This window comes from Desulfosporomusa polytropa, from assembly GCF_055380075.1.
On record NZ_AP042400.1, the window covers coordinates 2,290,351 to 2,314,584 of the forward strand.

A 24,234-nucleotide genomic window follows, 5' to 3' on the forward strand; every position below is an offset into this window, starting at 1 on the left:
GATCAGCAAAATTATTTGTAATGTCTGCTATCGCACCAAATTCTAACGTCACACTGTGCTTTGTACCCTTTGGTAACGAATCACAAGATAAGTCCCATAACCCATATTCTGATGTATGAAACGGATGGGTGGATAACGTCCTATAACATCGTTCATGTAAAAATAACCATAATTTACTCTTCGTGTAAATTATGGTTATTTTCTTTATCTATTTGACTTTATCCTGCAATATAAAACACAACATTCATATTTATCTTCCACTTCCGCGCTTTTTGAAGTCATCTTCGATGCGCTCTTTCCAATTCTCTGATATGGGGCGGCTGGCTCGCAGGCAACTTACTGTTTCACTTACTACTGCATAGTTGAGTAATGTCCCCTCACTATCTGCATTATAATTTGCCGCTCTGTCTTCGCTGATGCCAAATCGCTCTGCCGTGGCAATAGCATCAATGTTTGCACCAAGAAAAATGAACTCCCACCCATAATTGTTTTTTTGATGTTCAATCATTTTGCGCACTTTTTCATAGCTGAATTCACGGCTCGCGTTTTCCATACCATCTGTAGTTATCACAAACATCACATGCTCAGCGCGTTCATCTTCGTCAGTATGTTTCTGGGCATTTCCTATCTTATTGATGGTTTTACCAACTGCGTCCAGCAATGCCGTATTACCGCGCACATAATACTCCTTGTCCGTTATGGGCGCAATACCCCGTAGGTTAATGCGGTCATGCAACAATTCATACTGGTCATCAAACAAAACTGTGGTTATGACAGCCTCTCCATGTTCTTTCTTCTGTTTTTCCAGCATGGCATTATAGCCACCAATAGTATCACTTTCAAGTCCGCTCATTGATCCGCTTCTGTCAAGAATAAAAACCAGTTCAGTCAAACCTTTTTTCATGTTGTTATCCTCCCAACCATTTATCGTGGTTTAAGGATAACATTTTGGATCTGCAGATTGGTCGCATGGCAAGCGACAAATTGCCTGGACAACCGTGCTAATTTCCCAGCATGTTTTGTTCAAAGGCAAACAAAGCCTCGTTTATTTCAAAAATATTGTGATTTCCCTCTTCGATAAAGTACTGAATGATAATATCGAATTTGCTGCTGTTAGAAAGGGCAAAGCCAGCCTTAAACAGGAAATCCCTGGTTTCATCAAGATTCAGACTGAGTGCTATCGCAAAGGCAATAACGGTAGGTTTGCTTGGTTTGTAATATAAGTCATTTCGAATCTTTGAAAATAGTTTCCGGTCAACATTCGCCTTTTTATAGGCTTCAGCATCTGTCATGTCCTTTTCATCAATCAAACGCAAGAGCATCTGGGAAAAAGTTTCGTCCATCTGCTTTACTACATCATCAAGACTACGTTTACGCTTTCCCACTGGAGCAGGTGCTTCCATAGATGAAAACATAGGCTCTTTTAAACAATAATCTTTCAGCAAACGCCTTTCTTCAAACCGGTTGTAGCGCTCGGTCAGATGATCTTCAATATAATTATCATCGATATATTGCGCAATTGATGAAAACAGTTTTTCGGACAGCGTAAAGAATGCCTTGTCAAACACTACCAGATAAACCGTCATTTCATTATCAAAAAGAAAGTCACCAATTACAGAAATCGCCACTTTAAACGCTTTGTCCTTGGGATACCCAAAAGCACCTGAGGATATCAAAGGGAAGGCAATACTCTCAAAACTATGTTCTTTAGCCAATGCAAGCGAGTTTTTATAACAATCAGCCAGCATTTCTTCTTCGTTATTTTTTCCACCGTGCCAAACCGGACCAACAGTATGTATGACATACTTTGCAGGCAGCTTATATCCTTTTGTTATCTTAGCTTGTCCAACCTTGCATCCACCAAGGGTACGGCACTCTGCAATGAGTTCCGGTCCTGCGGCTCGATGTATTGCTCCGTCAACGCCTCCGCCCCCAAGCAAGGATGAATTTGCGGCATTGACAATAGCGTCAACATGAGCTTTTGTTATATCATTACGTATTATTTCAAGCGGCATTGCTCCATCCCCTTTCTTACTACAAAACAGTACCTTGCAGTTAATGGTTTAATCACTCTATGTCCAGCAACTCATTGTTGGGTTATTAAACGCCGACTCACTCACCAATACTGTCCATACTTCTTAAGAACTTTCTCGCTCAGACTTTTTTCGTGTTCCCGTTCTCCAAACAGTTCATCTTTTCTGTCCACTGTTGGATCAAACCAGTCAGCTTTCTTCGTCGCCCAATCAACCCAAGCGGCAGTTTCTTCATCCAATCCATCTTGGCCACCTGGAGCCGCAACCGCTTTGACATAAGCACGGATTCTACGCGCAGTCTCGTAGTCTATTGCTTCGTTTTCCAATGCTATTGTCCGTTCTACTTCTTCATTATATCTTATTCGCCGTTCTTCCTTCCGGCGTTCTGCTTCTGCCTGTTTCCGAGCCGTTTCCTCTCTAGCTTCTCGGTCAAGTCGAACCACTTCAGATTCTTCATAGAGTTCTATCAACATTTCATCAAGCCGAGATTCAACATTAATTTTATCCGTGTCTCTAAAATATCTGCCCTGACGAATGCTTATCCTAAGCCTTCCATTAAATACATAGTCATACTTACGAATCTGAGGTTCTGATGCCCATGAACTGTGACGTTTCTCATCTCTATACTTAATAAGGGCTTGTGCTTCCTGCTTTGTAATCACATGCTCAACCTTATCTTGGTTCTCTACAATTTCGATACGTACCTGTTCGTTTCTTACCTGAAGTGAAAGGTCATCATTAACAGAACCGCCTAGACTTTCAACCTGGCGAAATACTGCGTCAAGTATTCGGTACACGCGGGGAAGTGACTCTTTCGAAATCAATCCAGCAAAAAAAGGTGGATCATAATAATAGTCTTTTTTCCTTTGTGCTCCTTCTTCTTTTCTGTCTTTTTGATTCCACTCTTTGACAGTAGCTCTGTACGCAGCTATTTTTTTATGTAATTGATCATTTTCAGCAGGCATCTTGATTTCCTGGACAGCACGAAGAACTTTTTCACTCTCGGTGTCCGATAGAAATTCAAATTGTTGCTTGGCTGGATCAGTAATCTTCTCCTTAACTCCCTCAAAAGTTTTTGCACCAATAATCTCAGTAACCCCTTGTATTTTAGGAAGGGGCGTCTTCTTAACTTTTGCGCCGGCTCGGACTTTCGCCCAATAGCCCAGCGGAGGAGTGGGTACATTCAAAGCTTTGAACTCAATTAAAGATTGGTAATGGGTGGTTTGGTTTTCCAGTGATTCACCTTGGGCTTCACTGGCCGTAGATACTCTGGCATAAGCACAAACCCGCTTACGTTTTAACTCAACTGGTTTAACCGGCTCTAAAATTTTTACTCGCATAAAGCTCTCCTTTCTATTAAGTTCCTGTACTATTCATCACTCTGAAGCCCCATAAAGTCAAGTTGATAGTCATGCAAAATAAAAAACTGTTGCCAAATAAAGAGCAACAGTTTCACTAATTTATATTTTAAATTTGCTGGCTATGTTGTTCCAACCAATTGGCTAACCACTTAACATACTGAACACGATTTTCTTCAGGAATACTTGAATTGGATACCTCCATGGTCATTTCATAACCTTCATCATCTGTAAAGGTTGTTTCATAACCATTAATGTCCAATAATACAATTGCTGCTAATATTGCAACTCGCTTATTTCCATCTGGAAAGCAATGTCCTTTTGCTAAAAGGTAGAGCAACATGGCAGCTTTTTCAAACAAACTTTGATACTGCTCCACGCCAAAAAACGGATATTGCTGAGACAATATAGACTCAATTTTAGCTACTGAGTCTTCCCGCAAACCACCTAACCCGGAAAAATTACATATACCATACTCATGTATTTCAAGTATGTGTTCAACCTCTAATAGCTTCACTTACTTAGTCGGCTAAGCATTCTATTATATCTTTTTCCGGCTTTTGCAACAGCCGATATAACCTCTTGTTTTTCAGCCTTTATTCTAGTATCTGCAGTAGTATTATTAACAGTGCCATCGGTAGATTTCTTTTTAATTAGCATTTGGCTCAGCCCCTTTCATTCCGTATTTATATTATAACAAAAACAGCTTCCTACATTCAACACCGCCAAACATGTTTAACCTCCCAGCCGGAGGTCTTTATTTTTTCCTTAGCCAATTCTTCCGGAATCAAATGCACCTCAACAGCAACCGCCTTGTGCGCCGCATAGTTCCGCTGCACACCTATTGGGCTATATGCGCTGCCGCCCCATATGCTATTTTGCGGGCTGGCTCTTGTTTGGAAAAATCGTGATATGAGTGGTATTTTCACTGATTACCTCCTAAAAATGGGCATAAAAAATAGCACCTGCAATAACAGATGCTAAATATTTATTTTTTTCTATAACTTGTTTTCGCGCTCTAAAATCTCACATTCGATTTCGAGCTCTCGCTTTAATTCCTCTTCCGAAGGGAGGTACAGCTTATACTTAGAAGCAAATATCTGCGTATTTTCTTCCGACAAAGTATAGCGTACCACCGAATCGCCTTTGTCTGCACAAAGCACTATACCAATCGGTGGATTATCACCTTCATTTTTCATCTCGCGAGTATAGTAGTTCACATACATTTGCATTTGTCCTAAATCCTGGTGAGTTAAATCTCCAATTTTTAAATCAATTATCACAAAGCATTTTAAAATGTAGTTATAGAACAACAGGTCAATGAAAAAATGCCTTCCATCAAAAGTAATCCGTTTCTGTCTGGCTATAAATGAAAACCCGCGACCCAATTCGAGCAAAAACTTTTGCAGATGATCGATGAGTGCCTGTTCAAGGTCCTTTTCAAACAAGCTTGGCACTTGTTCAAGCCCTAAAAATTCTAGAACATATGGGTCTCGAATAACATCTTCCGCCTGAATGCTTTTCTCAAGAGAAAATATCTCATTTCTAACAGGCTCTTTCTCTTTACTGGATAAAAGCCGCCCGTAGAAGTATGAATTGATTTGCCGTTCTAGTTGTCTTGTGCTCCAGTTAGCTTTTGCACACTCTTCAAGGTAAAACTGTCTTGCTTTTTCATTTTCTACTTTCAGTAGCTATCGATAATGTGTCCAACTCAATTCATCACGCAGTGAGTGATAATTTGGAAAGGCTAAATAAAAATTGACGCATATAACTTAAATTTGTAATTGTAAACCCCTTGCCAAAATCTACTGTCAGCTGCCTGGATAAGTCCTTTAATAGACCCGTTCCGTACTCTACTCTTTCGGCACCGCCTTGTTTCTCTACAATACTCTTGCCAATATTCCAATACGCTTCAACCATAGCAACAAAATTAACAGCGGTGTAGACTTTTGCCCGTGCATTTTCTAAAATTCGTTTAATATCTTGATATAAACTTATATCCATTAACTTCAAGCTGGCTCACCTCTTCGGTAGTATCGATGGTATTTCAAATCACCCTTTACTGATTTCGCCACAATTATAGCATAATTTTTCTAATATTACAGTACCAGTATCCCCCGCTCATCATACATACTAGCAGCGGAGCCAGTGTAATGGATGTTGCCGACTGGATGCGGACTGTGTGTGCGACTTAACGCAGCAACTGATTTATCTATCCTCAATACAAAATTGTCAGCGGAAGGGCAAGTATTTGATTACATAGTTGATCGCCTTTCTGTTGCATGCCGGATATGTCCCGGCTTATTATTGGCATTGGGGAATTTAACAAACGATGAAGCAAAGCGCATGTGTAGGATAAAAACCTCGCATGCGCTTTTTAATTTCCCCCTGTAAAAAGCTGGCGGCAGCACGGGTAGCGTCTATGCCGCAGCCTGAGGGGGGATAGATATGTTAAAAAGGAGTTTAAACCAGGCATTTGATCAGTACGTTATTAACCGAGTGGATACGATCCTCAGTATAGCCGGAATCACTGACGGAAAATACGGCAAAACCGTAAAAGAAGCTCACACTGTCCTGGAACAGCTGCTGAAAATGGCGAAAGGACTGGAAGCACAACACCCGGAGCTGCTTCGTATGGTCATGGATTTTGAGGCAGCCACTGCCCTTGAATCCGGGTTTGCAGCAGAAATTGCCTACAAGGAAGGGCTGCGGGATATCTCCTATATCCGTCAAGAGTTTATGTCATTTTTTCAAAAATCTCCCTGTCAATGACAAACGTGACAGACTGCCAAAATGTGAACTCCGTCCATCTAGCTGAATGAATGCTTCCTTTTGTATCATAGGCACGGTTCCGAACCATACCGCAAGATCGTATACCTCCAACTTCTCTCATCGTAAAAGCATTATGGCGAACAATCAGAAACGTCAGGCTGTGCGAAAAGTCCATATTTAGATGCAACACTGGAAAAGTGGAGGGAATCACCAACATTTCGATCCTTTTTCACCTAGAAATTTTTGTACAAAATTCCGGATTTAATTGGTGGAGGCGATCCGAGACCTTGCTGATCCACCCACATGGCTGCTGTTAAAGATTATTGCGTATCGCCGTACGAGTACAACGGCGAAAAAAAGTATAGATATGCGATTAGCGAAATAACCTCTCAACAACTCTTACGTATTCCTGTGCGCGAATATATTTATGAAGTGAAAGATGGAATGTAGGTATCTACACCTGGGGGCGAGTAAAGGGAGGAAAAATGAAAGTCGTAATAACCATAAAGAAAGTGAATCGGTAATTAAAGTTCCCGGAGGCATCCCTTCAATCATTTCTCAAGAATTATGGGATAAAGTACAGGCACGCATGGAGCGTAACAAAAAAGCAAGAGCAAAAAACAAAGCAAAACAGCTTTACCTACTATCTGGGCTTGTACGTTGCGGTGGCTGTGGTTCGGCTATGTCAGGGGGATCTGGAAAATCACGTGATAAAGACTATTTTTACTACAGATGCTATACTAAGCACAACAAAAGGAGCTGTGAGCAAGGTAGAATTAAAAAAGAGCACTTGGAATCTTTAGTTTTGCATCAATTACGTTTAATTTTAGCTGAGGACAGATCCGAGTTAATTGCAAAAATTCGAAAAGTATTGAACGAAAAGTTTAATACTTTTGCCTCTGAAGTAAAGATGTTAAAAAAAATACTGGGTAATGTTGAAAAAGAGTAAAAAATGCGTCTTTTAAAACAGCGCAAAGGAGAGATTGACTCAGCATTGTCTATATCAAGCAAAGAGCAAAGTGACATGACCGACGATGATATCAATTATTATATAGATACACTCCTTGAGAATGACAATAGCCCGGAGGAACTCCGGGCAGTGTTTAATCCCACTTTAACAACCGTACTATCAATCGATGTATCAACCCTCGCAGCTATTGGATAGCCGCCTGCAGGGCCAGGTATTTTGCCGTCCGTTTCGCGGCATTTTCCCTGAGATTATAGTAATAAAACGGATAATCCAGGCTATGGTAAACCCCTTGGGGGAATACAGCATTTCCCGGCGAAAATGTTTTGACATCAGCGGTGCTGCATATGATAACCCCTCTGGCTTTGTCGACATGGGCATCGGCATAATTTTTTACCAGCACCCAGTTTCCGGCCTTATCTAACAGCCTAGAACCGAGACTTTGCTCTGCTGTTGCCAAGGTCTCTTCTGTGGTCCAGGTTATAGGGTTTATCGCAATGCCTCCAGGCGACGTGACCGGATTTTTCCCCTTAATCACAGGCGCTTCAGTGTTATAGGAGATGATGACTCCGGTGTCGTCAGGGCCTTGCGCAAATTTCAGGTGCGGATTGTTTGCCAGGTAGTCCTCGGTGACCGAATAACCGATCACATAGGCCGCGATCATTCTTTGATACACAGCGGGATGTTCTTTCATATATTCCGCCAAAATAATCAGCATCAGGTCCGAGCCTTGGGAATGCGAAGCTAAGATAAACGGACGACCCTGATTATAGTGTTCGATATAATAGTCAAACGCGGCAAACACATCTGATTTCGGCAGGCTGCCAAGGAGGGCAGCTTGCTCTTTGACGGTCAAAGCTAAGGTATATGCGCCATCTGCCTGCCGGTAATAAGGTGCGTAAATATTACCGACAGTTTCAAACACGGTGGCTTGTCTGCCGAGTGCTGCCTTTGCACCTTGCACCATTGACTTGTTGTCAATCTCACAGATGTTCGGCTCATTTTTATCGACCTTTTGCCAGGCGGTCGGGTAGAGAAAAAATACATCCACTTCTTTTTCAACAGCAGCAGGTAAAGCCAGCCAACGTTCAGGCTTTGAGTAATCGGTAGCCCCTTTTTCATTTGCCTGTGCCGCAAGGGTGAAACTAAAAACGAGAGCAATAACTACCAGGATAATTTTCTTAATACGCATGTACATTCTCCTCTACTATTTATTAAATCCTGCTTTTACCTGCCGCCGGGAGCGGTTCCGTGCGGCGTAGCCAGGAATACCAGCGAGTAGTCGGCGTAATCGCCGGCCTGCAGCATGACCACCGAGTCGTAGACTACCCCATCAACCGCGGTTACCCCGGAGACGCTGGAAAAGTTGGGATAAATCAGCGCACCGTTATTAATATAAGTCGGCTGCACAATGGTTCCGGTCGCGACCGTCAACGGAGCCCAGCCGCTCATGGCATCAGCGGCCAAATGGTCAGAAACTGCGACACATTTATCGTACCCCGGTAATGCCTTTGATCCAGAAGGAATTGACCGGCATCGGCGTTGCCGTCGTCTCCTGCCCTATCATCGCCCCGGAAAAATCTTTGAGAATATCCGTGTTGTTCGATGCGGCGGGATTGCCGATATAAAATTCCCATGGCGTCATATTGAAACCGATGATCCCAGAATCGAAATCGTCGTCTTCATCCGCCTCCATCGGGATGTTTTGGCTGATGCCCATCTTTACATCAGCATACTTATTATGACATATTTTTATCAATAACCCTCGTAGAACTCGCAGGTTTTTGAGGAGAATTGACGAAAAAGAAGAACTATGCATCATCATGCATGGTTCTTCTTTTTCATGAGCTGCGTTACCCGGAAGCCGCAAGATTTTTCGGCAACTTCAGGGACACCGACACTTTAAAAACCCGTTGGTCGAAAGAACTGTCAAAGTGGCCGGCATACTTAGCCGCTAATGCTTTCACACTGGAAAGGCCCATTCCATGGTCCGCGCCTTTTTTTGTAGAGAGCAACCTATCCCCATCCCGGGGCAAAACAAGGCCATTGAAAGAATTGGTTATTGTAATCAATAAATGCCCTTTGGTTATTTCGCTCTTTATGTCGATACAGCCCGACTCCTCGCCGCCTATTTTACTGCAGGCTTCGATGGCGTTTTCCAGACAGTTGCCAAGAATAACGCATAGATCCAGTTCATCGATACCCAGGCCGTCAGGCAGGTTCAGCTCTGTGGCGGTGGCAATATTCAGCCGCTTAGCCATTTTTAGATAATGAGCAATGAGCGCATCGGCGGATTTGTTGCTGCACACGCTGGGAAGGAAACTGTCGTCGTAGATGCGGCTTAATTGGTTTATATATTCCAAGGCAGCCGAAGCATTGTTTTTCCCCAGGAACTCTGTGAGCGTCGCCAGATGATGGCGCAAATCATGGCGAATTGCCTTGGTATCGGCAATACTTTTGTATAGATTTTGATAGTGATCGCGCTGCAGCGCCAAATGTTTTTCCAGCGCTTGGTGCCGCTTGGTCTGGTCGATGGATCTGGCTATCAGGTAATAGGCATAGACAAGCAATAGGGTGCTTAATATCAAGGGTATAAAATTAGCTACCAATGAGTTTGCGCGCACACCATAAAACGACATTAGTATGAACGCCAAAACGGGAAAAAAAGTGAAACTGGTATTTTGCTGGCTTATGATATCGATAATATCTCTGACAAGCGGCTTGACATATCTTCTTATTAACGGTAACGATGCCATTTCAAGCAACGCGCCCGTCAACATGAAAATGAATACTATTTGGTTAAACACCAATTGTTCTAAGAACAAGAAGATAAGGATAAAAAACTGCGACATGGAAAAAATCAAAAAGAAAACAAAAAGCTTAGCCTGGAGTGTTTCTTTAAAAATCAGCGCAATCGGGATGATATACAATAAGCCCACTATATAGCTGAGTAAAAAATGATCGAGAATTACCGTTTGCAGCAAACTGCGCAGCAAGTGTTCGGCGACCCAGGCAACAGCAAAGGCCAGAATGTGGCCCCCCCAATGGCCCCTTGGTGTTAAGAAAATATAAGTAAGCAAAATATTCGTTACCAGGAAGATAAAGGTGAATACAGGCGGTAAAATTGTCGTAAATTCTTGCATAAAAATTCTCCAAACTAAGAAGTATCAGTTGTTATTCGCTTAATATCGTTCGCTGTTTTTGCTCTGCCGCTTGTCGCGGCTAGTTTGAATTATTATTAAGGGTACGGTGAGGACTATGCTAATAATCGCGGTTTGTGAAGACAGCAATACCGACAGAAAGGCAATATGTACTATAATAGAAACTTTTTTGCGAAGTCAGAGAATCGACGGGACAGTTTTCGCCTACGATAGCGCGGAAAAATTTATCTCGGCCATCGAGAGCAAAAAACTGCGGTTTGACATCGTATTTATGGACATCATCATGGGCGATATGGACGGCATGACGTGCGCGCGCCTAATCCGCCAGTGGGACAAGTTGGTCAAAATCGTGTTTTTGACCAGTTCCACGGAGTATGTCTACGAAGGGTACGAGGTAAATGCCTCCGGATATCTGGTAAAACCGCTGGGCGCAGCGAAAGTGACCGCCTGTTTGCAAAAAACGATTGATGAAGTGCAGGGCCTGGCCAAAGAAACCATCGCTGTCACCAGCGGCGGCGTAAAGCGGAGAATCCCGATTGATGACATCCTTTATCTGGAGAGCCGCAGAAACCAGGTGGAGGTTGTTTTAGCAGCACCAAATGAAAGATTGGTTGTTTATACCAGACTGGATGAATTCACGCAGCGTCATCCGTCAAAAATGTGGCTCCGGCCACACAAAAGTTTTGTCGTGAATTTCCTGTATGTCGAGGAATACGCCAGCGATAGTTTCGTTCTTCGGGATGGCACGGTCATCCCCATCAGCCGGACCTATAAAAATGCGACCCGGGCGTCTTTTTACAATCTTTTGCATAATAAGTAGCCCTGCTTACCATGTGTCAATAGACGCATGGTTTTCATTTTCGTCAAATCTCCTCAAAAACCTGCAATTAGTCCTTGCTCCGTTGATAAAAAACTGTCGATTTAGTATCATGAAGAAAGTTTACTGTCTATTAATTAGAATAGGGCCAGAAGCTTGCAACATTACATTTTTGAGGAGGACATTTAATGAACAGCTCTAAGTTCTCACGGCGTAAATTTTTACAGAATACCGGACTTGCGCTGGCGGCGCTCAGCGCCCTTCCCGTCCGTCCGGCCTGGGCTGAACAGTTGCTTGCGAATAAGTCTTTGTTAGACAATCAATCAGCCAGAGCAAACTACCCAATAGCTTCCAAGGTTCTCACCACCCTGGAGCATACCGTTATTCCGGTTTCGGTGCCGGCGACCTCGCCCAAACTTCTTCCCAACGCGGTTTCCCAATATTCGCAGTATGGCTACGGCGCTTGGCAGACAGGCAGCGGCCTTTCTTTCCAAAAAAGACTTGATCTCATGCCGCCAGGCTATAACGGCGCATCTGCCAAAACCGCAGCCACCCTTCTGCGGTTTTTTACCATGACCGATATTCACATTACCGATATGCAGTCGCCGGCTCAGACCATTTATTTTGGCCTTAAAGGCCAGCCTGGCATGTCATCGGCGTATTCGCCGGTCATTCTTTATACAACGCATGTTCTGGATGCCGCCGTTCAGACAGTCAACGCGCTGCATAAGAAAGCGGCCATCGATTTCGGTCTCTTCTTGGGTGATGCCATTAATAACTCTCAGTTCAATGAGCTGCGTTGGTATATCGATATTTTGGACGGCCAAACCATCAACCCCAATTCCGACCCTGAATCTGTCGCTACTACCGATTATCTGCGCCAGTACAAGGCAGCCGGGCTTGATAAGTCGATTCCCTGGTACCAGGTGCGCGGCAATCACGATCATTTCTGGTCGGGGGTTTTCGCCCCTAATGATTATCTGAAACAGACCCTGATCGGCGAAACCCTCCTAAATATCGATGAACAGATAACTTCGGATAAAATCCTCGATACCCGCGGGTACTATATGGGCGTTATTGACGGTTCGACCCCCTATGGAGAGGTCATCAAGGCAGGGTCGCAGGCTGATTTCGCCACTCCCCCCAAAGTAAACGCCAACCCTGACCGCCGCCATATTGACAAGAATGACTGGATAGCTGAATTTTTCAATACTGCCTCAAATCCTGTAGGCCATGGATTTTCGCGGGACAACGCCCTAACAGGCTTGGCCAACTATACTTTCGAGCCGAAAGCAGACCTTCCCATCAGGGTAATCGTCCTTGACGACACCGAAAACGACGATACCGCCTTCGGGACTCGCGCCAACGGCGCCAGCGGCGCCCTTGATGAGGAGCGTTACGCCTGGCTGGTAAAAGAACTCGACAAAGGCCAGGCCGATGGCAAGCTAATGATCGTTGCCGCCCATGTTCCCATCGGGATAGGGCCGATGTGGGACACTGCCTCATCCCCCTCCGAAGCTGACTTGATTGCCAAGCTGCACACCTATCCGAATCTCATCCTGTGGGTGGCGGGCCATCGCCACTACAATACGGTGACAGCCCTGCCTTCGCCGGATGCCGGCCGCCCCGAACTCGGTTTCTGGGAAGTGGAAACAGCCTCGCTGAGAGATTTCCCCCAGCAGTTTCGTATTTTTGATATTGTCCGCAACAGTGATGACACGCTTTCGATTTTGGCCGCTAATGTTGATCCAGCTGTGGCGCCCGGCTCGCCTGCCGCAATATCGCGCTCATACGCTGTCGCGACTGCTGAAATATTCAATGGCATGCCGCCTTATACTCCCAGCTGCGCATACAACGCCGAACTTGTTATCAAATTGAGCGCCGAAATGCAGGCCAAAATAAAGAATCACGGAACACCGATTCACGGATAATTGTATAAGCATCACAGCTGGTGGAAGCTACCTCCACCAGCCGTCCACACAAACAACAAGAGCCCGCGAGATTCGCGGGCTTTCAGTCATTCCGGATTTGCATGGTGGAGGCGATCCGCGACCTTGCAAATCTGCTTATATACAAAGAACTATTCTTTGTATATAAGCAGATTAGGAAGCAGCAGAACCGTCCCTTTGCTTCCGTATTGGTAGTAGAGTTGACCTTGGTCGTTTCGATTGACGGTCATTTTATTTGGTAGCAGCGGATAAAGAGCTACCACTCTGCCACGACCGTCGCGGATGATTTGGGCATAGGCGTTGCCCCATAACAAAAGATGTTCTCGAAACACAAATGAAGTCATCTCAGGGTTTGGTTCACTATGAAGGAGATAGTATAGGAGGTGGTCAGTTGCTTTTTCCTTGCCACTGCTTGTGTAGCGGTAAGTGTGTAAGGGCAGCGAGGCTATGGTTTCAGCAAGGATTCTAACACAGGCATATACGGCGGTTGTTTGCATAGCTGTTCGCTCGTTTACTGTTTTGCCGCTAGTGCTTGTGCCGAAGAAAAAGCTATATGTGCTTCCCCATGTACTGTTTTTGGGGCTGGCTCTTGTTTGAAAAAACCGTGATAGGACTGGGATTTTCATGGATCACCTCCTGAAAATGGGCGCAAAAAAAGCACCTGCAATATACAGATGCTCAACATACTTATTCATTATTTGATTAAAATTGTTTACAAGATGTCTTGATACTTGCTCGCGCCGTAAAGGATACGCATTATCACTACTTCCTCGTGATCTTCATTTACCTGATAAAATACTAGATAATTCTCTACGATTAGTTTTCGATACCCTCTCGCCTTGAGAGGCTCATCCAGCACTTTTTGACAAGAATACGGATATTCTTTCAAACGCATGATCGCCTTTTCCATGTGATCTACTAAGTTGTCTGCTGCAATAGTAGCTGACAAGGTACCGAAGATATAAGCGTAGATTTCATCTAAATCTTCTTCCGCCTTTGGGGTAAATCTCAAGCAATAATTATGCTCTGACATACTTTTTTCTCAGCTTCTTAAATACTTCTTCGCCATCTAACAAAGGCACTCCATCGGCAATTTGCTTTTCGGCTTCTGCTAGTTTTTTATAAACTTCCACTAGAGCCATTTGTCGCTCATAGGTTTTCATACTCATAACGACCATATCTCCATACCCATTCTTGGTAATAAAAATTGGCTCTTGACTTTTATGGCATAGTTCAGATATTTCATTGGTATTTCTCAAATCGGTAATCGGTCTAATTTCCGGCATCTATATCACTCCCGTAAATTACTTTGGCATTATTATAGCATAATTATGTACAAAATAAAATCATTGATACTGTAACGCTCGAAAAATTTTGAATTGTTATAGTACCAGTATTCCCCGTTCATCATATACACTGGCCTTGTTCACATTGCGTATCGCCCGATCCAATGCCATAATGAGAGCCGCAGCACCGTCAATACACTCGGTGCTTTTTTCTTTGTCCGTTATTATGTTTCACGCAGGGTCGGTTTTTACGTATGTGTTATCCATCATCCACCTGAGAACTGGGTTACCACCACGAGCTATGTTTTTTTCTAAGGTTATCTTCATGAGTTCCTTAGAAGCGGGTGACATATCCTTATAGCCTTGTCCAAAAGGCACGACGGTAAAACCCATCCCTTCCAGGTTCTGCACCATCTGCACCGCACCCCAACGATCAAAGGCGCTTTCTTTGATGTTATACAGGGTATTAAGTCCTTCAATAAATGCTTCAATAAAGCCATAATGAACAACATTACCCTCGTCGTTTTGATATAGTAACTATTAGTCGGGTGGTAAACTAATCGCTTTACCGACATAATGGGTTTAATCCGACTGCAAGCTTGCATCGTTAATAGTTCGCAGAACTGTCCGTTCGTTTACACTTCTGCTATTGCCTAATTTCTTGAAAAAGGCTATAATCTGAATTAGGTGGAAATTAAAAAGTCGCCGTGACCTGAAAGTGCGCTAACACTTTCAGGCACGCGCAAAGGTGAATAAGCACCTACACGTAACAGCCAGGCTGTCCACGACGACATGTCTATTATACAATGGGGTTCCTCTGAAAACAAGCAGCGGAGCCGGTGTAATGGATGTTGTCGGCTGGATGCGGACTGTGTGTGCGACTTAACGCAGCAACTGATTTATCTATCCTCAATACAAATTGTCAGCGGAAGGGCAAGTATTTGATTACATAGTTGATCGCCTTTCTGTTGCATGCCGGATACATCCCGGCTTATTATTGGCATTGGGGAATTTAGCAAACGATGAAGCAAAGCGCATGTGTAGGATAAAAACCTCGCATGCGCTTTTTAATTTCCCCCTAAAAAGCTGACGGCAGCACGGGTAGCGTCTATGCCGCAGCCTGAGGGGGGATAGATATGTTAAAAAGGAGTTTAAACCAGGCATTTGATCAGTACGTTATTAACCGAGTGGATACGATCCTCAGTATAGCCGGAATCACTGACGGAAAATACGGCAAAACCGTAAAAGAAGCTCACACTGTCCTGGAACAGCTGCTGAAAATGGCGAAAGGACTGGAAGCACAACACCCGGAGCTGCTTCGTATGGTCATGGATTTTGAGGCCGCCACTGCCCTTGAATCCGGGTTTGCAGCAGAAATTGCCTACAAGGAAGGGCTGCGGGATATCTCCTATATCCGTCAAGAGTTTATGTCATTTCTTCAAGAGTCTCCCTGTCAATGACAGACTGCCAAAATGTGAACTCCGTCCATCTAGCTGAATGAATGCTTCCTTTTGTATCATAGGCACGGTTCCGAACCATACCGCAAAATCGTATACCTCCGGGTTCTCTCATCGTAAAAGCATTATGGCGAACAATCAGAAACGTCAGGCTGTGCGAAAGTCCATATTTATATGCAACACTGGAAAAGTGGAGGGAATCACCAACATTTCGATCCTTTTAAGCAACAAAAAGCCGATAATTATCTCCATAAAGGCAGATAATTATCGGCTTTTTCACCTAGAAATTTTTGTACAAAATTCCGGATTTAATTGGTGGAGGCGATCCGCGACCTTCCTAATCTGCTTATATACAAAGAACTATTATTTGTATTGAAGTCGTTTTTGAAATTCGGCAGATAAATAAATTAGATAATAATGCGAACGTTTATCCGGGGCAAGCTTTTAATGTGCCGGTTAGGCCTTTAAGCAGATAAAAACCTATTGGCAACTAAGTAAAAAACACAGCCATTGAAAAATGCCGTGTTTTTTCTTTAATACTTCTTTTAAATAAGGAAACAGCAGAACCGTCACCATGTATCCTTTTTGCTTCTCCAGTCAGGAACCATCACCTGGATTATACTTGTCTTCCTTTGTCCCCGTGAGTCACAATCTCGATAATTGGCAATACAAATTAGTGAAATTTCGTTGTCAGGCGGAACCGTCCCGATTGGCACTATAAATCGTGAGGTTCTAAAGCCTTGCCACGGTTGTTTTGCGAATCAAAAAGTTGAAAAGCCTCTGACAAGCATTCTGACGGCATCTCTATAACAGAAACTTTGCAATGGTTCAGCATATAATATCAAATGTTATCGACATCTTCCTTTGAAATTAAACCACATAGAAAACGCCATTCATCATAGTTCTCTTTAGCGTGAAGCTGTGAAATGCCTACATAACTGCCATTTAATAAGTTATTAGCACCATCAGGCAAATTGTCTTTAGCAACACAATACATGAATAATGCAATCGAAATCAAACGTTGCTGGCCATCTACGATGTCTATGTTTTCATCATCTTTGTTATGCAAAATAATAGAGCCGATTCTATACTCGCGCTTTCTATCTTTAATGGCTTCTCGTATATCATAAAAAAGATTGCAAATATGCCTACGTTCCCATTTATATGGGCGCTGATACTCTGGGATTTTAAGGCTTCCATTCTGCAGAACATCTGATATGGTTTTCCCCTGCTCGCATGGAAAATATTGTTCTTCACCTTCAATGCGTAATGTATATGTTGAAACCGCCCCAATCATATGCACGCCCTCTTTCCTACTTAATAAGAAAACTACAGATATACACCAAAAAGAAGAACCACTACTATTCTATTAGCTGGTAGTTCTTCTTTTGGCAGAATGTATGTAACACGCCTAGCTAACGGGAGTAGAGGCGTCGAAACAGCGTAAAACGACAAGCGAACCATTCACTATTTCTTCTATGACCTCTCGCTTATACCCAAAGACTAATACGTTGATATCCAAATTAATACTATTAAATTCACCAGATAATTCAGTCTGCCATTGAGACGACGACTTCACATCCACCCGATCTAGCCTTGTAAGTGATAAAAACTGAAAATCCTCATCTGATACTTTAGCAAGCACCTTAATATGACCGACGATAATACCATTATGAGCTAAGGGTCTACCAACATCTTGGATTAGCTGGATTACAAGTTTCTCAATATTTGACTTAACAACAGGCTTTTCAAAGCTAATATGATACGTTTTACTAAACACTGTGGCATCAGTTATTGGGTTATTATGACCCTGTTTGAGTTTGTGTGTAAATTTCTTCAAAAATAAATTACCTCCTCAATTACATCCGGAGGCAGTTTATTGGCTGCACTGGCAACTTTAATGGGTACGCCACTGACTATTTGCCTAATGTCTTCGATAATTTCTGTCTTATCATTACCTTCAATGTCTGCTTTATTAATGATAACAAAATCTGTTTTCTCAACCTGCCCGGTAACAAGGGGACCTAGAATTTCTTTTAACTCAGGCCAACGTCCCATATCAACAATCGTAATGGTCTTAAAGCCAGTATAAAAGTTGCAATATTCATTAATCAATTTGGCAATATTCCCAGGAATAGCCAACCCGGTCATTTCAATAATCAACCAATCTGGCTTAATGGTTTCATTTATTTCTCTTATCGCAGTTATTAGATCACTTGTAATCTGGCAGCATACGCAGCCACCAAAAAGTGGCCTTACTTGTAAGCCGCTATCAGCTAACAGCTTATCATCAATACCTGCTTCGCCAATTTCGTTTTCAATAAGCGCTACTGTCTCGAACTTGTTTTCGGTAATATATTTAGCAATTTGCAAGATTGTGGTGGTTTTACCTGAACCTAAGAACCCGCCAAATAGTAAAATACGCATGTTTTCTCCACCTTTTACTTACTCACGCAAGTTATCTATTAATGTCAAAACCAGTATACCATCTACCTACCAAGTTAGACAGTTATTCTTGGATGATTTTTTCTCTATCTAGATAATCCGGATTGCCCTGCAACCCGGATTATTTTTAGAATAGATAGTATATATCTTTTCTATTTTACTATTGGGAGGCCACTCGCGAGATAGGCTTAACGTTATCATTTTCCACCGGGGCTTTGTGCTCAGAAAGCCAACCAATTTCTTTTGCAATGCTTAATATTCTATTAATAATTGGGCGTATATCATCCTGAACATTTTTGTTAGATTCATTCTGACTGTCAGGCAGGGTATCCTGCCGCATCGCAATATCCTCAATCTTAGAAATTTTATTATTAACTTTACCAGTATTAAAATTACTTTTACTTCTTATATCGCCCTGTCCCATGGCAGAGAGTCCCCTCCTTCAAACCAGATTTTGCAACTAACTAGCTACATTCCCGCTATAAGCGCGAAGAAAACTTACGATTAGTTTACACCTGAAGCCTTCTTCGACATTTCTACGGCATCATAGGCATTTCTGCAATAACCATCAGCACTGCACCATTCAGCAACTTTAGGATCTACCGGGCCGCCGCCTACCAAAACAGTTGCCTTAGTTCCGGTAGCTTTTACAGCTGCTACAGTTTCTTTCATAACATCAAATGCAGTGGTCAACAAACAGAACATGCCTACTACATCTGGATTGTGGGTTTTGACCGCATCAATGAAACTTTCGATCGGGGCATCAACACCGATATCGACTACTTTGAAACCGTTGCAGTTTAAAATGGTAGAAACGATATTTTTACCAATATCATGAATATCATCTTTTACTGTTCCCAGAATAACTGTGCCAATGGCTTTTTTATCTCCGCCGTCAGCAAGGGCTGACCCCAGAAGAGCTGCTGAATTAGAGAATACTTCTGCAGACATAATGAGTTCGGACAGATAGTACTCACCAGCTTCATAGAGTTTGCCTACGCCTTCCATACCTTCCTGCAATTGTCCAAGAATCTCAACTGCTGCTACACCAGATGCCAGTTGTTCATTTACTGCTGAAATTACTAAATCTTCCTCTAATTCAGTTACCGCTTTTACCAAATCAATTTTTGCCATCGTAAAATCCCCCATATCATTTATTATTTCAAATCAAACATCTTCCATCACTTGTATTACAGGTTATTATTCATAAATCCCTTTTCTGTGAGCTTTTAGATAATTCTTACAGTATTTATCATTACCTAATAGCGCCCGACCGGCATATACCACGCCCATCATAGCTTTATCTGTTGGGTTAAGAATATAGCCATCCATTCCTACAGTCATGGTTTGAACTACGAATAAGCGATTGAGAACAGCCCGATTAGGAAAACCGTAGGAGATGTTGCTCAAACCACAAGTAAAGTGTACTGCCGGATATTTTTGCTTGATAGCATAAATGGCATCCAATACCGATTTGCCATATTTATCATTAGTGCTTAACGGCTTGATCAGCGGATCAAGGTAGATATCATCTTGCTCAATGCCTTCTTTTGCCATATCATCAACCAGTTTGCTGGCAATCCGCAGGCGGTCTTCGGCTGTTTCCGGCATGCCTGCATCTTCAATACAAAGAGCCACAATTTTAGCGTTAAACTCTTTTACAAGCGGAATAACCGCGTTGTAGCGTTTCTCTTCAGCAGTTGTGGAATTAATCATTCGCTTGCCATTTCCGGTTTTGGCTAAAATCAGACCTGCTTTTAAGGCATTCTCGTCCGGGCTGTCAATACATAGCGGCATGTCTGTTACTTCTTGGATGGTGTTTACCAACCATTCCATGCACTCAATTTCCTGACCAACCATAGTGCCACAGTTTACATCCAGATAGTTTGCACCAGCGGCTTCCTGTTGTTTTGCAACCTCTTGAATATAAGCTGCATTTCTTGTTTCAACCGCTTCACGAATTGCCTTTCGGCTTGTATTTATGAGTTCTCCAATAATTAGCATGTAAAATCCTCCTCTTCTTGCTATATAATACACTTAGAGATTTACTAGCCGTACTTATTACCCTGCTGGCAGCAGCATTTCAGCAAATTTTTTCAGTCATTTCATAATATATCTGCTAGTTTATAGCATGATGTACTTGTTAACAACAACCATCTGTTGAAGCTGCGTTTCAGATGGTTGTTGTTTATTTGAGATGATTTTGGAAGCAAATAATTGAAGATAGTAGATATGCTGCAGTAGTAAATAATAAAATATCCCTAACTATCAAGAGCTGCGGAAATCATGGCTTTAACATTTTCTATTTTGGCGTTATAAGGAATATCGCAGCCCTGGCCTAAAATAAAACCACTTGGTCCAATCTCATTAATTAGCTTACGTGAATAATTATATACCTCTTCCGGTGTGCCAATTGACAATAGCGCAGGGGGAACATCACCGTTGATACACATATGATCACCTAATACTTCTTTAACTTTAAAAATGTTGGTTAGACCATCTGGGTAGAAAACGCACTTTCCCTTCGGTAATTCTTTAAAATGTTCAAGATCGCGGCTCCAGTCGGAATCAACATGGAATGTTGGTATGACACCTGCCTCAATAGTAACTTCGGCCAGTTTTTTCATATAGGGCCAAACAAAGCGGTTCCAAAGCTTCTTGTTTAATGCACCGCCATTGCCACGCCAGCCACCTACCCAAGCAGAAAGAGGCTTATTGGCTAACATCAGCTTTGAATTTGCAACAATATCCACCATTGCTACGTCAAATGCGGCTTGTACCTTGTCTGGAATCTTGAATAAATCGACCGTAAATTTTGCCATTGATCGAGCGCCGCATATCATTTCGAACGGCGGTACGAGCGTAGCTCCGCTGTAGGGCACGATACCTGCAGCGATAGTATTTTGAACAGCGGTAGGCATATATTGAAAAAACGGTTCTAATTTCCCCATTAAATTATCAAGTTTATTCATGAAGAAATCTTGGGCAAAATAATTCCAGCCTTTATTAATAATTACGTCATAATCATCGACTGTCATAAGTTCGGACTCATGCGCTTGCCACAAAGAATTCTCTGGTAATTCAACACCAGGCATTTTTATTTTGGTAAACCAGAGCGTACTAAGAATGTTGGGGTCAAGGCAGATTATCTGGAGTCCATCCGCTTGAAGCTCTACCGCGGAATCAATAATAGTTTTGTTACATAACGCAAAATCTTTTACATAATCACTTAGTTTAATCCCCATATGGGCAGGTGCGAACATATCGTTAGAAATTACGACTGGTATTCGGTCAGGCGTTCCCAAAGCCACCGCTGTCTTTATCCGATTTACACGCTCATTGAATAATTCTTGAGTTGATTTCATTATTTTCCCTCCATATTAAATAAATCTGGACTAACTGTTTTTTTATAATAGCATGTTACTGAAATTTTAAAAAATGACGATATTTTATAATATTATGAATATAATTTATATATCATAACACTTCAACAGTTGCACGCGTTATATAATGAGATTATAATGATAAAATAGAGGTGAGGAACATAGATATCCGACAGTTAATGTATTTTTCCGCAGTTGCTAAGCATTTGAGCTTTACCGTAGCAGCAAAAGAACTGTTTGTTACTCAATCGGCGTTAAGCCACCGAATTGCGGAACTTGAAGATGAGCTGAACTTGCTGTTGTTTGACCGTTCCAAGCGTTCTATACAATTGACTCCCGCCGGAGTTGTGCTGCATGAGGACGCTAAAACTCTAATCGCCAACTTTCAAGCCGCTATCCGAAAAGCCCAGAAAGTCGCCGCAGGAACAAGCGGTCATTTAACTATCGGCGGTACTGCCATTGGACAAGATCTTCTGTCCACACTTATCAAAAGTTTTAGACTTTCTTACCCGGAAATAGATTTGCAAATTGCTTATCATTTGCCTTTTGATCTGATTAAGTTTTTGGAATTTGATGATGTTGATATAATTTTTTGTTTTAATATTAATCTGCCGGATAATCCGGAATTACTTCAAAAAAAATTATTTCGAGATAAACTTTGTCTAATTACTGCGCATACTCACCCGTTAGCAAAAGCAAAACCGTTAGACTTGTCTAGCTTCTCCAATGAAGTATTTATTAGCATGGATCCGGGAACTTTTCCCAGAGAGCATCTTCTTCTAAAAAATATTTGTCTTGGTCGGGGGTTTAATCCTAAATTCGCTAACCAAGCGCCAAATTGTCTGGAAAACCTGATGCTGTTGATTGAAGCAGGACTTGGGGTTACGGTTGTATCCCGCCAAATCGCAACACTCTATAGAAGTTCAAAAATATGTTGCGTTGAACTTGAAGGGAATGATATGGTTGTTGATATCTTTGCAGTATGGAAACGTCATGTAACAAATCCGGCCGTACCACTGTTTTTACGCAAAATCGGTGTGGTAAATCATGACTAGGCCAATCTGTCAATGTCGGTCTGATTTTATCTAAAAGTAGGGGCTGTCAAAGGATAAAATGTGACTATCAAAATAGGGTTGAAGCGACTTCTGCGCCAAAGGTCATAATGCTAAGCGATAGTGTTAGTAGTAACTGGTAAGTGGAAATAAGCATGGTGATACATGGTCAGGGGACCCAGTTATAGTACTGGATCCCCTAATATTATGACTATGAATGTTGAATGGAACAGAGGAATCAATAAGAAGGTGACTTTCCATAGTAGAGTCATTATGGTTTGAACATTTTTTAAGTTACGCACTGGATAGATGACTTAGTTGCTTATAGCTACTAGGTATCTTATTATGTCTAAATTGACATGCTATTGAGAAGTTTCGAATGGGATAGTTTATATAGATTATACATAGTATACACAAAATAATAAAAGGAGCCTAATAATGCTGTAGCTTTTTTGTTGCGTTAATCATTTTTTATATTAATTCTACCTTTGATCTATTCAAACCTTTGAAAGTTTTCCCGGCACGGCAACCCATCGACTGCGCACCTTGGCCGCCAAGTTTATTGTTGTTAAATCTACAGTATCATCTGTGCCTCCAGTCTCGATCAGCCGCTGATACATTACCATACTTTGCGAATGGTCTCAGCTTCGCTGGTATCCAATAACGTGAGTGTTTATCCGTGGCAGGCTTTGCCGGTTATCTTGATATCTACCTTTAAAATGTGATCACCGCAAAATAGTAACCATATTAATTGGCTATTACTTTGCGGTGTTTTTATTTTTGCCGTATTATTGCGGAGAAACATTTGTACCCTGACGGTTATTTAACGGATCATTAACCGCTTCGAGTATATGCTATTACCTAAAATTGCAGTAACCCCGTCTTCTAACATTTATCATCAATAGTCAGGAAACAAAGCATCCCCATTGTATCTACTGCCAAATCATAGGAAACAGTAGAACCTTCACCATGTATCTGTCTTAGTCCAGATTAGTCTACTTCAACTGCATCATAAGCATGTCCTTTAAATCCACAATTGCTACATTCAAATTGAGCATCTCTGCTTTGGGTATATATCCTCCCATTTTCGTAATACGTTTGCTCGTAACATTTTGGACATCCATGTGGTTGAGGGACGTCGGCGTATACAACCGAAATACCAATGATACTCATAGCCAATAACAAGACTGCAATGATTAGTTTTTTATGTTGTTTCATGTTTTACCTCCATTTTTTTGATTGTCAACGTAATTATTTCGTTGCATCATCATTTGATCCAAATATTTCAGCCAAGCTTGCTCGACACCGAACTCACCCTGAAATAGACCGTCAATAAATGACTGGAACTATTCAAACGTGTAGATAATATTGTCGTTTTCATCACTCTTCATACAATATTACTAATACGCTCACTCTAAAGAAAGGTCGTCCGCACATGAAAAATTATATTGACCGGGACTTATATCATAATATGAATGAGAGGCCCTATATACCTTGGGCTCTATTCCCGTGCCTTCGTCCGCCCATATAGAGTTATTGTGGTTTGACTCAAAG

The 24,234-nt window shown here is 42.1% G+C and carries 30 protein-coding genes and 2 pseudogenes; 8 read left to right on the forward strand and 24 right to left on the reverse strand.

Annotation, left to right across the window (positions count from 1 at the left end; translation table 11 throughout):
* Positions 1-250: 250 nt before the first annotated feature.
* The 9 genes and pseudogenes from ACZ449_RS12630 to ACZ449_RS12670 form a co-directional block, all read right to left on the reverse strand.
* Positions 251-904, reverse strand: a complete 654-nt coding sequence (locus tag ACZ449_RS12630) for a vWA domain-containing protein (RefSeq protein WP_464261343.1) — start codon at positions 902-904, stop codon at positions 251-253.
* 97 nt (positions 905-1,001) lie between these two features.
* Positions 1,002-2,015, reverse strand: coding sequence for an O-acetyl-ADP-ribose deacetylase (locus ACZ449_RS12635; RefSeq protein WP_464261344.1), 1,014 nt, complete (start codon positions 2,013-2,015; stop codon positions 1,002-1,004).
* Between the two features lie 101 nt (positions 2,016-2,116).
* Positions 2,117-3,373: a hypothetical protein gene (locus tag ACZ449_RS12640; RefSeq protein WP_464261345.1), complete on the reverse strand. Its 1,257-nt coding sequence runs from the start codon at positions 3,371-3,373 to the stop codon at positions 2,117-2,119.
* A 127-nt stretch (positions 3,374-3,500) separates the two neighbouring features.
* Positions 3,501-3,908, reverse strand: coding sequence for a type II toxin-antitoxin system death-on-curing family toxin (locus ACZ449_RS12645; RefSeq protein WP_464261346.1), 408 nt, complete (start codon positions 3,906-3,908; stop codon positions 3,501-3,503).
* On the reverse strand, positions 3,905-4,051 hold the full coding sequence (locus ACZ449_RS12650) for a hypothetical protein (RefSeq protein WP_464261347.1): 147 nt from the start codon (positions 4,049-4,051) through the stop codon (positions 3,905-3,907). The genes ACZ449_RS12645 and ACZ449_RS12650 overlap by 4 nt, the downstream gene beginning before the upstream one ends.
* Before the next feature lie 56 nt (positions 4,052-4,107).
* A complete protein-coding gene (locus tag ACZ449_RS12655; RefSeq protein ID WP_464261348.1) occupies positions 4,108-4,320 on the reverse strand; it encodes a hypothetical protein in 213 nt (70 codons plus the stop codon).
* A gap of 69 nt (positions 4,321-4,389) precedes the next feature.
* Entirely contained in the window at positions 4,390-4,848 is a 459-nt protein-coding gene (locus ACZ449_RS12660) for a PDDEXK nuclease domain-containing protein (protein WP_464261349.1), read from the reverse strand.
* 174 nt (positions 4,849-5,022) lie between these two features.
* Positions 5,023-5,079 (reverse strand): annotated as a pseudogene (locus ACZ449_RS12665) (hypothetical protein); the annotation flags it as partial.
* Between the two features lie 31 nt (positions 5,080-5,110).
* Positions 5,111-5,395 carry a DUF1016 N-terminal domain-containing protein gene (locus tag ACZ449_RS12670; protein ID WP_464261867.1) on the reverse strand — a complete coding sequence of 95 codons (285 nt, stop codon included), beginning with the start codon at positions 5,393-5,395 and terminating at the stop codon, positions 5,111-5,113.
* A gap of 444 nt (positions 5,396-5,839) precedes the next feature.
* On the opposite strand from ACZ449_RS12670, the gene ACZ449_RS12675 reads away from it, so the two are divergent.
* The 3 genes from ACZ449_RS12675 to ACZ449_RS12685 all read left to right on the forward strand — a co-directional run bounded on the left by ACZ449_RS12675 (position 5,840) and on the right by ACZ449_RS12685 (position 7,328).
* Positions 5,840-6,163: a hypothetical protein gene (locus ACZ449_RS12675; RefSeq protein ID WP_464261350.1), complete on the forward strand. Its 324-nt coding sequence runs from the start codon at positions 5,840-5,842 to the stop codon at positions 6,161-6,163.
* Between the two features lie 439 nt (positions 6,164-6,602).
* Positions 6,603-7,112: a recombinase zinc beta ribbon domain-containing protein gene (locus ACZ449_RS12680; RefSeq protein WP_464261351.1), complete on the forward strand. Its 510-nt coding sequence runs from the start codon at positions 6,603-6,605 to the stop codon at positions 7,110-7,112.
* A 45-nt stretch (positions 7,113-7,157) separates the two neighbouring features.
* On the forward strand, positions 7,158-7,328 hold the full coding sequence (locus ACZ449_RS12685) for a hypothetical protein (protein ID WP_464261352.1): 171 nt from the start codon (positions 7,158-7,160) through the stop codon (positions 7,326-7,328).
* Here ACZ449_RS12685 and ACZ449_RS12690 read toward each other — a convergent pair.
* The gene (locus ACZ449_RS12690; protein ID WP_464261353.1) at positions 7,318-8,322 is read right to left on the reverse strand and encodes a DUF3089 domain-containing protein; all 1,005 of its coding nucleotides are present in this window, start codon (positions 8,320-8,322) and stop codon (positions 7,318-7,320) included. The two genes, ACZ449_RS12685 and ACZ449_RS12690, sit on opposite strands and share 11 nt — an antisense overlap.
* Before the next feature lie 59 nt (positions 8,323-8,381).
* Here ACZ449_RS12690 and ACZ449_RS12695 point away from each other — a divergent pair, with 59 nt between their 5' ends.
* Positions 8,382-8,636 carry a hypothetical protein gene (locus tag ACZ449_RS12695; protein WP_464261354.1) on the forward strand — a complete coding sequence of 85 codons (255 nt, stop codon included), beginning with the start codon at positions 8,382-8,384 and terminating at the stop codon, positions 8,634-8,636.
* Here the strand turns inward: ACZ449_RS12695 and ACZ449_RS12700 are convergent.
* A complete protein-coding gene (locus ACZ449_RS12700) occupies positions 8,620-8,955 on the reverse strand; it encodes a hypothetical protein (protein WP_464261355.1) in 336 nt (111 codons plus the stop codon). The two genes, ACZ449_RS12695 and ACZ449_RS12700, sit on opposite strands and share 17 nt — an antisense overlap.
* A 28-nt stretch (positions 8,956-8,983) precedes the next feature.
* Entirely contained in the window at positions 8,984-10,210 is a 1,227-nt protein-coding gene (locus ACZ449_RS12705; protein WP_464261356.1) for a GHKL domain-containing protein, read from the reverse strand.
* Between the two features lie 178 nt (positions 10,211-10,388).
* On the opposite strand from ACZ449_RS12705, the gene ACZ449_RS12710 reads away from it, so the two are divergent.
* Positions 10,389-11,111: a LytR/AlgR family response regulator transcription factor gene (locus tag ACZ449_RS12710; RefSeq protein WP_464261357.1), complete on the forward strand. Its 723-nt coding sequence runs from the start codon at positions 10,389-10,391 to the stop codon at positions 11,109-11,111.
* Between the two features lie 185 nt (positions 11,112-11,296).
* On the forward strand, positions 11,297-13,039 hold the full coding sequence (locus ACZ449_RS12715; RefSeq protein ID WP_464261358.1) for a TIGR03768 family metallophosphoesterase: 1,743 nt from the start codon (positions 11,297-11,299) through the stop codon (positions 13,037-13,039).
* A 149-nt stretch (positions 13,040-13,188) separates the two neighbouring features.
* Here the strand turns inward: ACZ449_RS12715 and ACZ449_RS12720 are convergent, their stop codons facing one another.
* The 4 genes and pseudogenes from ACZ449_RS12720 to ACZ449_RS12735 all read right to left on the reverse strand — a co-directional run.
* A complete protein-coding gene (locus ACZ449_RS12720; RefSeq protein WP_464261868.1) occupies positions 13,189-13,677 on the reverse strand; it encodes a phage portal protein in 489 nt (162 codons plus the stop codon).
* A gap of 92 nt (positions 13,678-13,769) precedes the next feature.
* A complete protein-coding gene (locus ACZ449_RS12725; RefSeq protein ID WP_464261359.1) occupies positions 13,770-14,090 on the reverse strand; it encodes a type II toxin-antitoxin system RelE/ParE family toxin in 321 nt (106 codons plus the stop codon).
* Positions 14,077-14,343 carry a type II toxin-antitoxin system Phd/YefM family antitoxin gene (locus ACZ449_RS12730; protein ID WP_464261360.1) on the reverse strand — a complete coding sequence of 89 codons (267 nt, stop codon included), beginning with the start codon at positions 14,341-14,343 and terminating at the stop codon, positions 14,077-14,079. The genes ACZ449_RS12725 and ACZ449_RS12730 overlap by 14 nt, the downstream gene beginning before the upstream one ends.
* Positions 14,344-14,439: 96 nt before the next feature.
* Positions 14,440-14,862 (reverse strand): annotated as a pseudogene (locus tag ACZ449_RS12735) (terminase TerL endonuclease subunit); the annotation flags it as partial.
* 617 nt (positions 14,863-15,479) lie between these two features.
* Between ACZ449_RS12735 and ACZ449_RS12740 the strand changes: the two are divergent.
* On the forward strand, positions 15,480-15,803 hold the full coding sequence (locus tag ACZ449_RS12740) for a hypothetical protein (RefSeq protein ID WP_464261361.1): 324 nt from the start codon (positions 15,480-15,482) through the stop codon (positions 15,801-15,803).
* Between the two features lie 838 nt (positions 15,804-16,641).
* On the opposite strand, the gene ACZ449_RS12745 is transcribed toward ACZ449_RS12740, so the two are convergent.
* From ACZ449_RS12745 to ACZ449_RS12775, 7 genes are all read right to left on the reverse strand, one after another.
* A complete protein-coding gene (locus tag ACZ449_RS12745) occupies positions 16,642-17,097 on the reverse strand; it encodes a DUF262 domain-containing protein (RefSeq protein ID WP_464261362.1) in 456 nt (151 codons plus the stop codon).
* Between the two features lie 114 nt (positions 17,098-17,211).
* Positions 17,212-17,640: a hypothetical protein gene (locus tag ACZ449_RS12750; protein ID WP_464261363.1), complete on the reverse strand. Its 429-nt coding sequence runs from the start codon at positions 17,638-17,640 to the stop codon at positions 17,212-17,214.
* On the reverse strand, positions 17,637-18,227 hold the full coding sequence (locus ACZ449_RS12755) for a GTP-binding protein (RefSeq protein ID WP_464261364.1): 591 nt from the start codon (positions 18,225-18,227) through the stop codon (positions 17,637-17,639). Before ACZ449_RS12755 ends, ACZ449_RS12750 begins: the two co-directional genes overlap by 4 nt.
* A 178-nt stretch (positions 18,228-18,405) precedes the next feature.
* Complete coding sequence (locus ACZ449_RS12760) at positions 18,406-18,669, reverse strand: hypothetical protein (protein WP_464261365.1); 264 nt, start codon at positions 18,667-18,669, stop codon at positions 18,406-18,408.
* Positions 18,670-18,749: 80 nt separating this feature from the next.
* The gene (locus tag ACZ449_RS12765; protein ID WP_464261366.1) at positions 18,750-19,379 is read right to left on the reverse strand and encodes a cobalamin B12-binding domain-containing protein; all 630 of its coding nucleotides are present in this window, start codon (positions 19,377-19,379) and stop codon (positions 18,750-18,752) included.
* A gap of 66 nt (positions 19,380-19,445) precedes the next feature.
* Complete coding sequence (locus ACZ449_RS12770; RefSeq protein ID WP_464261367.1) at positions 19,446-20,249, reverse strand: methyltetrahydrofolate cobalamin methyltransferase; 804 nt, start codon at positions 20,247-20,249, stop codon at positions 19,446-19,448.
* A 257-nt stretch (positions 20,250-20,506) separates the two neighbouring features.
* Positions 20,507-21,610 (reverse strand): uroporphyrinogen decarboxylase family protein, encoded by a 1,104-nt coding sequence (locus tag ACZ449_RS12775; RefSeq protein WP_464261368.1) that lies wholly within the window; start codon positions 21,608-21,610, stop codon positions 20,507-20,509.
* Positions 21,611-21,780: 170 nt separating this feature from the next.
* Between ACZ449_RS12775 and ACZ449_RS12780 the strand changes: the two genes are divergently transcribed.
* Positions 21,781-22,683 (forward strand): LysR family transcriptional regulator, encoded by a 903-nt coding sequence (locus ACZ449_RS12780; RefSeq protein WP_464261369.1) that lies wholly within the window; start codon positions 21,781-21,783, stop codon positions 22,681-22,683.
* Between the two features lie 987 nt (positions 22,684-23,670).
* Here the strand turns inward: ACZ449_RS12780 and ACZ449_RS12785 are convergent.
* Entirely contained in the window at positions 23,671-23,898 is a 228-nt protein-coding gene (locus ACZ449_RS12785; protein WP_464261370.1) for a hypothetical protein, read from the reverse strand.
* Between the last annotated feature and the right edge of the window lie 336 nt (positions 23,899-24,234).

What these genes read in the sequence shown, in the direction of transcription:
- ACZ449_RS12630 (WP_464261343.1), bottom strand. Translation starts at nt 904, where the DNA reads ATGAAAAAAGGTTTGACTGAACTGGTTTTTATTCTTGACAGAAGCGGA.
- ACZ449_RS12635 (WP_464261344.1), bottom strand. Translation starts at nt 2,015, where the DNA reads ATGCCGCTTGAAATAATACGTAATGATATAACAAAAGCTCATGTTGAC.
- ACZ449_RS12640 (WP_464261345.1), bottom strand. Translation starts at nt 3,373, where the DNA reads ATGCGAGTAAAAATTTTAGAGCCGGTTAAACCAGTTGAGTTAAAACGT.
- ACZ449_RS12650 (WP_464261347.1), bottom strand. Translation starts at nt 4,051, where the DNA reads ATGCTAATTAAAAAGAAATCTACCGATGGCACTGTTAATAATACTACT.
- ACZ449_RS12670 (WP_464261867.1), bottom strand. Translation starts at nt 5,395, where the DNA reads ATGGATATAAGTTTATATCAAGATATTAAACGAATTTTAGAAAATGCA.
- ACZ449_RS12675 (WP_464261350.1), top strand. Translation starts at nt 5,840, where the DNA reads ATGTTAAAAAGGAGTTTAAACCAGGCATTTGATCAGTACGTTATTAAC.
- ACZ449_RS12680 (WP_464261351.1), top strand. Translation starts at nt 6,603, where the DNA reads ATGGAATGTAGGTATCTACACCTGGGGGCGAGTAAAGGGAGGAAAAAT.
- ACZ449_RS12690 (WP_464261353.1), bottom strand. Translation starts at nt 8,322, where the DNA reads ATGCGTATTAAGAAAATTATCCTGGTAGTTATTGCTCTCGTTTTTAGT.
- ACZ449_RS12700 (WP_464261355.1), bottom strand. Translation starts at nt 8,955, where the DNA reads ATGATGATGCATAGTTCTTCTTTTTCGTCAATTCTCCTCAAAAACCTG.
- ACZ449_RS12710 (WP_464261357.1), top strand. Translation starts at nt 10,389, where the DNA reads ATGCTAATAATCGCGGTTTGTGAAGACAGCAATACCGACAGAAAGGCA.
- ACZ449_RS12715 (WP_464261358.1), top strand. Translation starts at nt 11,297, where the DNA reads ATGAACAGCTCTAAGTTCTCACGGCGTAAATTTTTACAGAATACCGGA.
- ACZ449_RS12725 (WP_464261359.1), bottom strand. Translation starts at nt 14,090, where the DNA reads ATGTCAGAGCATAATTATTGCTTGAGATTTACCCCAAAGGCGGAAGAA.
- ACZ449_RS12730 (WP_464261360.1), bottom strand. Translation starts at nt 14,343, where the DNA reads ATGCCGGAAATTAGACCGATTACCGATTTGAGAAATACCAATGAAATA.
- ACZ449_RS12740 (WP_464261361.1), top strand. Translation starts at nt 15,480, where the DNA reads ATGTTAAAAAGGAGTTTAAACCAGGCATTTGATCAGTACGTTATTAAC.
- ACZ449_RS12745 (WP_464261362.1), bottom strand. Translation starts at nt 17,097, where the DNA reads ATGATTGGGGCGGTTTCAACATATACATTACGCATTGAAGGTGAAGAA.
- ACZ449_RS12755 (WP_464261364.1), bottom strand. Translation starts at nt 18,227, where the DNA reads ATGCGTATTTTACTATTTGGCGGGTTCTTAGGTTCAGGTAAAACCACC.
- ACZ449_RS12760 (WP_464261365.1), bottom strand. Translation starts at nt 18,669, where the DNA reads ATGGGACAGGGCGATATAAGAAGTAAAAGTAATTTTAATACTGGTAAA.
- ACZ449_RS12765 (WP_464261366.1), bottom strand. Translation starts at nt 19,379, where the DNA reads ATGGCAAAAATTGATTTGGTAAAAGCGGTAACTGAATTAGAGGAAGAT.
- ACZ449_RS12770 (WP_464261367.1), bottom strand. Translation starts at nt 20,249, where the DNA reads ATGCTAATTATTGGAGAACTCATAAATACAAGCCGAAAGGCAATTCGT.
- ACZ449_RS12775 (WP_464261368.1), bottom strand. Translation starts at nt 21,610, where the DNA reads ATGAAATCAACTCAAGAATTATTCAATGAGCGTGTAAATCGGATAAAG.
- ACZ449_RS12785 (WP_464261370.1), bottom strand. Translation starts at nt 23,898, where the DNA reads ATGAAACAACATAAAAAACTAATCATTGCAGTCTTGTTATTGGCTATG.